The sequence below is a fragment of the Streptococcus sp. 27098_8_23 genome (assembly GCF_041432195.1).
In the GTDB taxonomy this organism is placed as follows: Bacteria; Bacillota; Bacilli; order Lactobacillales; family Streptococcaceae; genus Streptococcus.
The window spans coordinates 189,855-200,602 of the sequence record NZ_JAPVZF010000001.1; the positions used below are offsets into that span (position 1 = coordinate 189,855).

The window sequence follows — 10,748 nt, forward strand, 5'->3', positions numbered from 1 at the left end:
AGTTTTGATAACTAGATTATAAAACAATAAAAAACAAAAGTCAAGTTTCAACTGCTTGTAGAAAGCTTTAAATTATGCTATGATGAGAGAAACTGGTTAGAAATGAGGGGAAAAGATGGAGATTCGTTTAGCTTTTCCAAACGAAGTAGATGCGATTATGCAGGTGATGGAGGATGCCAAAAAGTGCTTAGCCAAGTCTGGTAGCGACCAGTGGCAAAATGGCTATCCAAATGCCGAGGTTATTATCGATGATATTATTTCAGGTCAAGCTTATGTTGCCTTGGAAGAGGGAGAACTGCTAGCTTATGCTGCTGTGACCAAGAGCCCAGAGAAATCCTATGAAGCCATTTATGAAGGGAGTTGGCAGGGGGGAGAATCAGAATATCTGGTCTTTCACCGTATCGCTGTTGCAGCAGATGTCCAAGGACAAGGTGTTGCTCAGACTTTCCTAGAAGGCTTGATTGAAGGTTTTGATTATCTAGATTTTCGTTCAGATACGCATGCAGAAAACAAGGCTATGCAGCATATCTTTGAAAAGCTAGGCTTCCAACAGGTTGGTAAAGTTCCAGTTGATGGGGAACGTTTGGCCTATCAGAAATTAAAAAAATGAATCAGAATAAGTACGCAAAAATGCTCTATCTGTCGCCAATTGGAACCTTATCCTTAGTTGCTGACAAGCAATATCTGTATGGAATTTGGGTACAGGATCAAACTCATTTTGAGAGGGGAATCGCTGGAGATAGTATAGAAGTAGTTAAGAAACATCCTGTCCTAGACCAGGTTATTTCCTATTTAGATACCTATTTCGAAGGCAGTGTTCAGGATCTATCAGACTTACCTTTGGCTCCTATTGGAACAGATTTTGAAAAGCGAGTCTGGACTTATTTACAGGCTATTCCTTATGGTCAGACAGTAACTTATGGACAAATAGCTCAAGACTTGCAAGTGGCTTCTGCCCAAGCGATTGGTGGAGCAGTGGGGCGAAATCCTTGGTCCATACTAGTACCCTGTCATCGTGTGCTGGGGTCAGGCAATCGTCTGACAGGCTATGCATCTGGAGTCGAAAAGAAAGCCTGGCTCTTGCAACATGAAGGTGCAGCATTTCAAGAAAATAAAAAATAGAAAGAAAAGAAGATGTTAGAATTTATCGAATACCCAAAATGTTCAACTTGTAAGAAAGCAAAAAATGAATTGGATAAACTTGGACTGGAATACCAAGATGTCCACATCGTAGAAGAAACACCAAGTGAAGACGTGATTTTAAACTGGTTGGAAACTTCCGGTTTTGAAGTGAAACAATTTTTCAATACCAGCGGGATCAAATATCGTGAACTGGGCTTGAAAGATAAGGTGGGAAGTTTGTCAAAACAAGAAGCAGCCAAGCTTCTAGCGAGTGATGGTATGTTATTGAAACGTCCAATTTTGGTGGAGAATGGTGCTGTTAAACAAATCGGCTATAGAAAAACCTATGAGGACTTAGGTTTGAGATAGTTTTTATTTATCTCCTTGATAGGTAAAATATATAGCCTCCCTGTTTTAAAGTGTGATAAACTAGAAGATAGACAAAGTCTGAGCAGTTCGTAGCAAATAATTTGCTTGCGAGCAGAAGTATGATAGAATGAATCATTATCAGGAGAGGATGTTTTTATGACTGTTACAACATTTTTAGCATCAGATTGGTACCAAAGTTTGATGCAACTCATTCCGGATGGTAAGCTCTTTAGTTTGCGTTCGGTCTTTGATGGAATTCCAAGGATTGTCCAACAACTGCCTACAACCTTGATGTTGACGCTTGGAGGTGCACTCTTTGGTTTGCTACTTGCCCTAATTTTTGCCATTGTTAAGATCAATCGTGTTAAGATTTTATATCCCTTGCAGGCCTTTTTCGTCAGCTTCTTAAAAGGTACCCCAATCCTAGTTCAACTTATGTTGACCTACTACGGAATTCCTTTAGCACTGAAAGCTATCAACCAACAATGGGGAACTGGTCTCAATATCAATGCGATTCCAGCAGCGCTTTTTGCGATTGTGGCCTTTGCTTTTAATGAGGCGGCTTATGCAAGTGAAACGATTCGTGCGGCCATCCTTTCTGTTAATCCAGGTGAAATTGAGGCGGCACGCAGTTTGGGTATGACGCGAGCGCAAGTTTATCGTCGCGTGATTATTCCAAATGCGGCCGTTGTGGCGACACCGACTTTGATTAACTCCCTTATCGGTTTGACCAAGGGAACTTCTCTAGCCTTTAGCGCAGGTGTTGTGGAGGTCTTTGCCCAAGCTCAGATTTTAGGTGGAGCTGATTATCGCTATTTTGAACGTTTCATCTCCGTAGCCCTTGTCTATTGGGTAGTCAATATCGGAATTGAAAGCCTCGGCCGTTTCATCGAGAGAAAAATGGCTATCTCAGCACCGGATACAGTGTCTACAGATGTGAAAGGAGACCTTCGTTAATGATTAAGATTTCGAATTTAAGCAAATCCTTTTCAGGACAGACAGTCTTGAATCATCTGAACTTGGATATCCAAAAAGGTGAGGTAGTGGCTTTGATTGGTTCATCTGGAGCTGGGAAATCAACCTTTCTTCGAAGTTTAAACTATCTTGAAACTCCAGATAGTGGAACGATTCAGATTGACAATTTTAAAGTTGATTTTTCTCAGATTAGCCAAGAAGAGATCCTAACCCTTCGTCGCAAGTTGTCTATGGTTTTCCAACAGTTTAATTTGTTTGAACGCCGAACTGCTCTTGACAATGTCAAGGAAGGTTTGGTTGTTGTTAAGAAATTATCGGACGAGGAAGCAACAAAAATCGCCAAGGAAGAGTTGGCCAAGGTTGGTCTTTCTGACCGTGAAAATCATTATCCTCGTCACTTATCAGGTGGACAAAAGCAACGGGTTGCCCTCGCGCGTGCGCTTGCTATGAAACCAGATGTCTTGCTCTTGGACGAGCCCACTTCAGCCCTTGACCCAGAGTTGGTCGGTGAAGTAGAAAAGTCTATTGCAGATGCTGCCAAGTCTGGTCAGACCATGATTTTGGTCAGTCACGATATGTCTTTTGTAGCCCAAGTGGCAGACAAGGTTTTATTCCTAGATAAAGGAAAAATCATCGAGTCTGGCACACCGGATGAAATCATCAATCATCCGAAAGAAGAACGAACAAAAGAATTCTTCGCTAGTTACAAACGGACTTATATTTGATATAATAGAAAAAGGAAAACTCAGTTAGTTGGACTAGCTGAGTTTACTCTTTAAAAAAGATAGAAACGAGAGAGATCATGCTACTGCATCTATTTTCTTTATATTTCGAGAGTTTGATCTTAACGACCATCCTTGTCGTGATTTTTCTGGGGATTTGGATTGGATTGAGAGCCATGTCTGGTGTGGACAAGACAGCCAAAGCTCGCCAAGCCCATCTCTATGATATGATTATGATTGGAGTTTTGGTCATTCCGGTGTTATCCTTTGCCGTCATGAGTTTGCTCTTGGTTTTCAAGGCATAATCCTTGCGTGACTAGCAAGAATGAGTTAGAATAAAGATAGTTACAACAAGAAAGAAGGAATCGAAATGTACGATACGATTATTGTCGGTGCTGGACCTGCGGGAATGACCGCTGCCTTATATGCTGCTCGCAGCAATCTGAAAGTGGCTTTGATTGAAGGTGGTCTGCCAGGCGGGCAAATGAACAACACATCTGATATTGAAAACTATCCAGGTTATGCCAACATCAGTGGACCTGAATTGGCTGAAAAGATGTTTGAACCTCTTGAAAACCTTGGAGTGGAGCATCTTTATGGCTATGTTGAAAATATTGAAGACCAGGGTGACTATAAGAAGGTCATCACTGATGATCAAGTTTACGAAACCCGTACTGTCATTGTAGCAACTGGGTCAAAACACCGTCTTTTGGGGGTTCCTGGAGAAGAAGAACTGAACAGTCGTGGTGTTTCTTACTGTGCCGTATGTGATGGAGCTTTCTTCCGTGATCAAGACTTGCTCGTAGTTGGTGGTGGAGATTCAGCGGTAGAAGAAGCTCTCTTCTTGACTCGCTTTGCCAAGACTGTTACCATTGTTCACCGTCGTGACCAACTTCGTGCCCAAAAGGTTTTGCAAGACCGTGCTTTTGCAAATGAGAAAGTCAACTTTATCTGGGATTCTGTTGTCAAGGAAATCAAAGGTGAAAACCGAGTAGAATCTGTCGTATTTGAAAATGTAAAAACGGGTCAAGTGACAGAGCAAGCCTTCGGTGGTGTTTTTATCTATGTCGGTTTGGATCCTGTTAGCGATTTTGTTAAAGAATTGAATATTCAAGACCAGGCAGGCTGGATTGTGACAGATAATCACATGAAAACTGCCGTTGACGGTATCTTTGCAGTTGGAGATGTTCGCCAGAAAGACCTTCGCCAAGTGACAACAGCAGTTGGAGATGGGGCTATCGCTGGTCAAGAAGCTTACAAATTTATTACAGAACATAGTTAAGAAAAAAGTTTCCAATCACTTGATTGGAAACTTTTTTATAGTCGGTTTCGGAAAACTTCGTACATGAGAATGGCTGCAGCAACACTGGCATTGAGACTTTGAACATGCCCATTCATGGGAATAGTAATCATCTCATCGACCTGTTTTTTGATGTTGCTCGAGATGCCTTTTCCTTCATTTCCGATGATGAGGGCGATTTTCCCTTTTGTATTCCACTTGTGGCAAGGGGTACCGTTCATATCCGTTCCAAAGGTCCAGAAGCCTTCAGCCTTGAGTTTGTCTAGGGTTTGACTGAGGTTGGTCACTCGGGCAATCGGTACATGCTCAATAGCACCTGTGGCCGTTTTGGCAACGACAGGAGTCACTCCGACAGCACGGTGCTTGGGAATAATGACACCTGAAACATTGGTCGCATCAGCAGTCCTTAAGATAGAACCTAAATTATGGGGGTCAGTTAACCCGTCCAGAATCAATAGCAAAGGATTTTCTTCTTGTCGTGTTTTGGAAAGGATGTGATCCAGATCGCTATAGGCAAATTCGGACACTCGTAGAACAAAACCTTGGTGGACAGCGCCTTCAGTCATCTCAGAGAGGGATTTTTTTGAAGTCCAAGAAATGGATACCTTCTTTTCTGTAGCCAGTTCCTTGACTTTCTCAACATTCTTACCTCGAAGATCTTCTTGGAGGTAAAGTTTATTTCCAGTGTTTGCAAGGAGGGCTTCAGTAACGGCATGGACGCCATAGACAATATCATTTGTTTTCATGCATCTATTATAACACAAAACCCCGTCTTGCAACGGGATTTTCTTTATTCCAGAATCAGTAAACCATCTTTAACAGCAAATGGATCTTTTTCATTGATACGATCGTAAAACATGATTCCGTTTAGATGATCAATTTCATGTTGGACAACGATAGAGTTGTAACCTTTGAGCTTGATTCGGTGTTTTTCGCCATCCTTGTCAAAGTAATCAACAGTGACACGGGCATGACGGACAACATAGCCTGGAACGTTTCGGTCAACAGAAAGGCAACCTTCTCCTTCGCCAAGAGCAGCGTCCTGAACAGAGTGAGAGACAATTTTTGGATTGTACATAACAGCTTGCAAATCGTAGGCTTCCTGAGGAGTTTCACCTTCTTCTACAATATTTGGGACCAAAACGGCGATAATGCGTTTTGAGATATCCAGCTGGGGAGCGGCCAATCCAACTCCACCGCGGAGCCCCATCTTTTCAGCCATAACAGGATCTTGGGAATGTTTGAGGAATTGCATCATCTTTTCGCCAAGGATGATTTCCTGGTCAGACAGTGGGAAAGTGACCTCCTCAGCAACTGCGCGAAGAGTAGGGTTTCCCTCACGGATAATATCGTTCATATCAATTAAATGAGCAGCTTTTGTAATACGTTCTATAGCAGACATTTTCTCTCCTTTCATTACCTCTACATGATAACACAAAATAGGCGAGAAAGAAAGTCGCAGAAGTTCCTAAAAAATAATATAATAAACGGTATTCCTCTTTTGTCTGTGGTATAATAAAAGAAAAGACTTGCAGTAAAAGCAAGGGGGAATAAAGATGGAAAAGCGACAAGATAGACGGTCTCAGGGCTCTCTTTATGGGGTGTGGAGAACTAGTGTGGATTTCTTTCGGAATTATAAATCCTGGACCAATGCCCAGTTTATTATTGTGTTATTGCTTGCAGTTGCCTTATCCATGGGGGGAAACTTATTAGTTCGAGCAGTACAAGGTAGTAAGGGAACGAGTCCTAGTAGTCAAACTCTTGATTCTGCAAGTACTTCCAGTCAATCCAAGGAAAATCAGTCTGGTGAAACGACGGCACGTATCATGGCAAATGGTGACCTTCTCTACCATATCCCCATCTACCGAACAGCTCTTAAAGAAGATGGAACCTATGATTTCCATGAAAATTTTGAGTATGTAAAACCCTGGCTCAAACAAGCGGATTTAGTGCTTGGTGACTTTGAAGGAACGGTGAATAAGGACCACTACTTAGCAGGTTATCCTCTCTTTAATGCTCCAGGAGAAGTCATGGATGCGATCAAGGATGCAGGCTACCAAGTTCTAGACTTGGCTCATAATCATATCTTGGATTCTCAAATTGAGGGAGTGGTTTCAACGGCTCAAGCTATTGAAAAGGCTGGAATGACACCCATCGGAGTCTACACGCATGAATCCCGAGACCAAGCACCTATAGTCATCAAGGAAGTCAATGGTATCAAGGTAGCTCTCCTGGCCTATTCCTACGGTTTTAATGGCATTGAGCAGTATATCTCTCAAGAGGACTATAATCGCTATCTTTCTGACCTGAATGAAGATAAGATGAAGGCGGAAATCGAGCGTGCAGAGAAGGAAGCAGATATTACTGTCATCATGCCTCAGATGGGAATTGAGTACCAACTAGAACCAACGGAAGAACAGAAAACACTGTACCATAAGATGATTGACTGGGGAGCCGATATTATCTTTGGAGGGCATCCTCACGTCGTTGAACCTGCTGAAACAGTTGAAAAAGATGGTGACAAAAAACTGATCATCTACTCCATGGGAAATTTCCTCTCAAATCAACGCATTGAAACCATGCAAGACGAGGAAAATGCCAAGTGGACGGAGCGCGGTGTTCTCATGGATGTGACCATTAAGAAAAAAGATGGCAAGACTAGGATTGAAACGGCCAAAGCGCATCCAACTTGGGTCAATCGAACACCCAAAGGGACATACTCTCCAGAAGGCTATCCGCTTTTACTCTATCAGACCTATATCCTAGAGGACTTCATTGAAGGAGGCAGTCACCGTGACAAGTTGGACGAGGCGACCAAAGAACGAATTGACACGGCCTATAAAGAAATGAATGAACATGTAGGGTTGAAGTGGTAGACGCTCACTCTAAAGGAGATATGATGACGATTAAATTAATTGCAACAGACATGGATGGAACTTTGTTGGATCCAAGAGGGCAACTGGACTTGCCACGTTTAGAAAAGATTTTAGACCAATTAGATGAACGAGGTATCCGTTTTGTCATTGCGACGGGGAATGAAGTCCATCGGATGAGGCAATTATTAGAACACTTGGCGAGTCGAGTAGTTCTGGTTGTTGCTAACGGCGCTCGTATATTTGAGTATGATACGCTACTTCAGGCCCAGACTTGGGATGATGCTATGGTTGACAAGGCTCTCCTTCATTTTAAAGGGAGGGAGTGTCGAGATCAGTTCGTCGTTACCAGTATGAATGGGAGTTTTGTCAAGGAAGGAACGGTTTTTACAGACCTGGAAAAATTTATGACTCCAGAGATGATTGAAAAACTTTACCAAAGGACAAATTTTGTGGATGAGCTAAACTCAGACCTCTTTGGAGGAGTTCTAAAGATGAGCATGGTCGTTGGTGAAGAACGTTCTAGTTCAGTTTTGCAGGAAATCAATGACCTCTTTGATGGTCGTGTAAGGGCTGTTTCTAGCGGTTATGGCTGTATCGATATCCTACAGGCTGGTCTTCACAAGGCCTGGGGATTGGAAGAATTACTCAAGCGCTGGAATTTGAAATCTGAACAAATCATGGCCTTTGGTGATAGCGAAAATGATGTTGAGATGTTGGAGATGGCTGGAATTGCCTATGCTATGGAAAATGCTGATGATGAGGCCAAGGCAGTTGCAACTGCCCTAGCTCCAGCTAACAGCCAAGGGGGCGTTTATCAGGTCCTAGAAAAGTGGTTAGAGAAAGAGGAATAAGGTGGCAGTACAGTTATTAGAAAATTGGCTTTTAAAAGAGCAGGCAAAGATTCAAACCAAGTATCGCGAACTTAATCAGATTTCTCTTTTAGAACCAGATATGATTTTTATCGGCGATTCGATTGTAGAATACTACCCTTTGCAAGAGTTAGTTGGGACTACCAAGACGATTGTTAATCGAGGCATCCGAGGTTACCAGACGGGGCTTCTACTAGACAATCTTGATGCCCATCTTTATGGTGATGCTGTCGATCAAATTGTTCTCTTGATTGGGACAAACGATATCGGAAAAGATGTTTCCATGAATGAAACCTTGGATAATCTTGAGCGTGTGATCCAATCGATTGCCCGAGAATATCCGCTGTCACAAATAAAGCTTGTTTCTATTTTGCCAGTCAATGAAGGAGAAGAATACAAGCAGACAGTATATATTCGTACCAATGAAAAGATCAGAGAATGGAATCAAGCCTATGAGGCTCTAGCTTCCGCCTATATGCAAGTAGATTTTCTACCAATTTATGATAGTTTGACAGATTCAGAAGGACAACTTCAATCAGCCTATACAACGGATGGTCTCCATCTAAGTGTAGCTGGTTATCAAGCCTTATCAGATGCTTTGAAAACGTATCTTTTCTAAAGAATTGGCTTGATTTTGCATTTTTTATGAAGATAGGTTATAATAGTTCTAACATCCTGGGGTCGTTACGGATTCGACAGGCATTATGAGGCATATTTTGCAACCCGTGTGGCGACGTAAACGCTCAGTTAAATATAACTGCAAAAAATAACACTTCTTACGCTCTAGCTGCCTAAAAACCAGCAGGCGTGACCTGATTTGGATTGCTCGTGTTCAATGACAGGTCTTATGATTAGCGAGATACGATCAAGCCTTGTCTAGTGGTTTGATAAGAGATTGATAGACTCGCAGTTCCTAGGCTTGAGTTATGTGTCGAGGAGCTGTTAAAACAATACATAACCTATGGTTGTAGACAAATATGTTGGCAGGTGTTTGGACGTGGGTTCAACTCCCACCGGCTCCATCATCAATAGGATTTTAGGGATTATTTCGTCAAATTGTATCCTTTATTGTATCCTATTTGTTTTAGTTTGCTAGTGGAGAATTACTCAAGAGGCTGAAGAGGACGGTTTGCTAAATCGTTAGGTCGGGTAACCGACGCGGGGGTTCGAATCCCCCATTCTCCGTTAGATGAACCCCGTGTTTTTCTAAATAACTATCCTTGGAGGTAGTCTCCAAGAGTAAATTTTCATAATGAGGTGAAACATGAAAAAGATCAAGTTACTAAGTATCTTAGCACTTTCAACAGTTGTCTTGGGTGCATGTTCCGCATTTTCTAATCAGTCTTCTGAAGCTTCTTCTGATGACAAGGAGAAAACGGAACAAGTTGAGAAGAAGGATGAAGCAGCGGAAGTTAAAGAGAAAGTTACAAAAGATGCTGAGATTCTCCTAGACTCTGTTCTCACTAGCGACTCTAGTCGATTTAAGAAGATTTATGGCGACACTTATGAAAAATGGACTGAGGCAGTATTTGCTGTACAAACAAGTGAAAAAATCAAAGAAGAAGGGCTTTCACCTGCATCTACCTATTCAGTACAATGGCACAAAGATTTCCCTGTAGAAACTCCAGAAGAAACCATTTCAGGTTTCTTGAAGATGAGACGTAGATTATATCAAGATATCGGTTCTTACACTGTTAAAGATGTGAAAGTTGATGAATCAGGAAATACAGCGACTGTTACTTTCAACTCTAAGAAGTTACACTCTAAAGGATTGGCTTCATCTACAAGGGAAGTTCTCACTACTCTTATTGGAGGTGTTGATAACCTAGGTAAATACAATCAAGCTGGTTCAAACGTTGACATCAAGCGTTACCAAACATTGGTTTCTTACTGGATTTTTGAGCATCTATTCAAGAAAGATTTCTCAACCTACAGTGACGTTGACCCTAACTTAGCTCATACACCTTTCACTACTGGTGATTTTGATACTGAAATCAAATTAACTAAGGATAAGGATGGAAATTGGCTGATTTCTCAAGAGGATTACCGTACTTTGGCGACAGAGTTGCTTGATGATACAGAAGGTTATGATAAAATTGTCCGTAAAAACTCAACCAAGTCTAATGATAAATCAACAGACAAGTCTTCTGATAAATCTTCAAACAAATCCACTGATAAATCAACAGACAAATCTTCAGATAAAAAAGATAAAAGCAATATCTAATCTTTAGATTTAAAAGAAAAACAAGTAGTCAAAATAAACTACTTGTTTTTTTATGAATTAGGATACAAAAATGTGGTGTGATAGTTAGAGTAACTCAGCCTTTCATTTCTAGATATTGTTCTTAGAACGATAAAAAAACTGCATTGAGGTGCAGTTTTTCTTTTTTCTACGGAAGACATGGGATTCGAACCCACGCACGCTGTTACACGCCTACCGCGTTTCCAACACGGCCTCTTAAGCCTCTTGAGTAATCTTCCAATACTTACTCAAATAGTCTACCATAAAGCCACT

General features: G+C 41.5%; 13 protein-coding genes, 2 tRNA genes and 1 other RNA gene. 13 read left to right on the top strand and 3 right to left on the bottom strand.

What is annotated here, in order from left to right; all coding sequences use genetic code 11:
- Nucleotides 1-115: 115 nt before the first annotated feature.
- The 7 genes from O3652_RS00865 (at nt 116) to trxB (ending at nt 4,470) form a co-directional block, all read left to right on the top strand.
- Entirely contained in the window at nt 116-610 is a 495-nt protein-coding gene (locus O3652_RS00865; RefSeq protein ID WP_371589991.1) for an N-acetyltransferase family protein, read from the top strand.
- Nucleotides 607-1,122, top strand: a complete 516-nt coding sequence (locus O3652_RS00870) for a methylated-DNA--[protein]-cysteine S-methyltransferase (protein WP_001075139.1) — start codon at nt 607-609, stop codon at nt 1,120-1,122. Before O3652_RS00865 ends, O3652_RS00870 begins: the two co-directional genes overlap by 4 nt.
- Before the next feature lie 12 nt (nt 1,123-1,134).
- On the top strand, nt 1,135-1,491 hold the full coding sequence (locus O3652_RS00875) for an arsenate reductase family protein (protein ID WP_049520741.1): 357 nt from the start codon (nt 1,135-1,137) through the stop codon (nt 1,489-1,491).
- 156 nt (nt 1,492-1,647) lie between these two features.
- On the top strand, nt 1,648-2,448 hold the full coding sequence (locus O3652_RS00880; RefSeq protein ID WP_000219166.1) for an amino acid ABC transporter permease: 801 nt from the start codon (nt 1,648-1,650) through the stop codon (nt 2,446-2,448).
- Complete coding sequence (locus O3652_RS00885) at nt 2,448-3,191, top strand: amino acid ABC transporter ATP-binding protein (RefSeq protein ID WP_000590997.1); 744 nt, start codon at nt 2,448-2,450, stop codon at nt 3,189-3,191. The genes O3652_RS00880 and O3652_RS00885 overlap by 1 nt, the downstream gene beginning before the upstream one ends.
- A 77-nt stretch (nt 3,192-3,268) precedes the next feature.
- A complete protein-coding gene (locus tag O3652_RS00890) occupies nt 3,269-3,493 on the top strand; it encodes a DUF4059 family protein (protein ID WP_000924293.1) in 225 nt (74 codons plus the stop codon).
- Nucleotides 3,494-3,558: 65 nt separating this feature from the next.
- Nucleotides 3,559-4,470 (top strand): thioredoxin-disulfide reductase, encoded by a 912-nt coding sequence (gene trxB, locus O3652_RS00895; RefSeq protein ID WP_268725510.1) that lies wholly within the window; start codon nt 3,559-3,561, stop codon nt 4,468-4,470.
- Between the two features lie 35 nt (nt 4,471-4,505).
- Here the strand turns inward: trxB and rlmB are convergent, their stop codons facing one another.
- Nucleotides 4,506-5,234, bottom strand: coding sequence for a 23S rRNA (guanosine(2251)-2'-O)-methyltransferase RlmB (gene rlmB / locus O3652_RS00900; RefSeq protein ID WP_000855737.1), 729 nt, complete (start codon nt 5,232-5,234; stop codon nt 4,506-4,508).
- A gap of 44 nt (nt 5,235-5,278) precedes the next feature.
- The gene (def, locus tag O3652_RS00905; RefSeq protein ID WP_001272959.1) at nt 5,279-5,890 is read right to left on the bottom strand and encodes a peptide deformylase; all 612 of its coding nucleotides are present in this window, start codon (nt 5,888-5,890) and stop codon (nt 5,279-5,281) included.
- 154 nt (nt 5,891-6,044) lie between these two features.
- On the opposite strand from def, the gene O3652_RS00910 reads away from it, so the two are divergent.
- From O3652_RS00910 to O3652_RS00935, 6 genes are all read left to right on the top strand, one after another.
- Nucleotides 6,045-7,364, top strand: a complete 1,320-nt coding sequence (locus O3652_RS00910) for a CapA family protein (protein ID WP_371589993.1) — start codon at nt 6,045-6,047, stop codon at nt 7,362-7,364.
- Between the two features lie 23 nt (nt 7,365-7,387).
- Nucleotides 7,388-8,215: an HAD family hydrolase gene (locus O3652_RS00915; protein ID WP_371589994.1), complete on the top strand. Its 828-nt coding sequence runs from the start codon at nt 7,388-7,390 to the stop codon at nt 8,213-8,215.
- Nucleotide 8,216: 1 nt separating this feature from the next.
- Entirely contained in the window at nt 8,217-8,852 is a 636-nt protein-coding gene (locus O3652_RS00920) for an SGNH/GDSL hydrolase family protein (RefSeq protein WP_049550346.1), read from the top strand.
- 58 nt (nt 8,853-8,910) lie between these two features.
- Nucleotides 8,911-9,258, top strand: a transfer-messenger RNA (tmRNA) gene (gene ssrA / locus O3652_RS00925).
- Between the two features lie 72 nt (nt 9,259-9,330).
- Nucleotides 9,331-9,418, top strand: a tRNA-Ser gene (locus O3652_RS00930).
- 79 nt (nt 9,419-9,497) lie between these two features.
- Nucleotides 9,498-10,457 (top strand): hypothetical protein, encoded by a 960-nt coding sequence (locus O3652_RS00935; RefSeq protein WP_371589995.1) that lies wholly within the window; start codon nt 9,498-9,500, stop codon nt 10,455-10,457.
- A gap of 169 nt (nt 10,458-10,626) precedes the next feature.
- Here the strand turns inward: O3652_RS00935 and O3652_RS00940 are convergent.
- A tRNA-Ser gene (locus O3652_RS00940) sits at nt 10,627-10,714 on the bottom strand.
- Between the last annotated feature and the right edge of the window lie 34 nt (nt 10,715-10,748).

Excerpts from the sequence above, each read along its gene's own strand:
- O3652_RS00865 (WP_371589991.1), top strand. The coding sequence starts at position 116 with ATGGAGATTCGTTTAGCTTTTCCAAACGAAGTAGATGCGATTATGCAG.
- O3652_RS00870 (WP_001075139.1), top strand. The coding sequence starts at position 607 with ATGAATCAGAATAAGTACGCAAAAATGCTCTATCTGTCGCCAATTGGA.
- O3652_RS00875 (WP_049520741.1), top strand. The coding sequence starts at position 1,135 with ATGTTAGAATTTATCGAATACCCAAAATGTTCAACTTGTAAGAAAGCA.
- O3652_RS00880 (WP_000219166.1), top strand. The coding sequence starts at position 1,648 with ATGACTGTTACAACATTTTTAGCATCAGATTGGTACCAAAGTTTGATG.
- O3652_RS00885 (WP_000590997.1), top strand. The coding sequence starts at position 2,448 with ATGATTAAGATTTCGAATTTAAGCAAATCCTTTTCAGGACAGACAGTC.
- O3652_RS00890 (WP_000924293.1), top strand. The coding sequence starts at position 3,269 with ATGCTACTGCATCTATTTTCTTTATATTTCGAGAGTTTGATCTTAACG.
- trxB (WP_268725510.1), top strand. The coding sequence starts at position 3,559 with ATGTACGATACGATTATTGTCGGTGCTGGACCTGCGGGAATGACCGCT.
- rlmB (WP_000855737.1), bottom strand. The coding sequence starts at position 5,234 with ATGAAAACAAATGATATTGTCTATGGCGTCCATGCCGTTACTGAAGCC.
- def (WP_001272959.1), bottom strand. The coding sequence starts at position 5,890 with ATGTCTGCTATAGAACGTATTACAAAAGCTGCTCATTTAATTGATATG.
- O3652_RS00910 (WP_371589993.1), top strand. The coding sequence starts at position 6,045 with ATGGAAAAGCGACAAGATAGACGGTCTCAGGGCTCTCTTTATGGGGTG.
- O3652_RS00915 (WP_371589994.1), top strand. The coding sequence starts at position 7,388 with ATGACGATTAAATTAATTGCAACAGACATGGATGGAACTTTGTTGGAT.
- O3652_RS00935 (WP_371589995.1), top strand. The coding sequence starts at position 9,498 with ATGAAAAAGATCAAGTTACTAAGTATCTTAGCACTTTCAACAGTTGTC.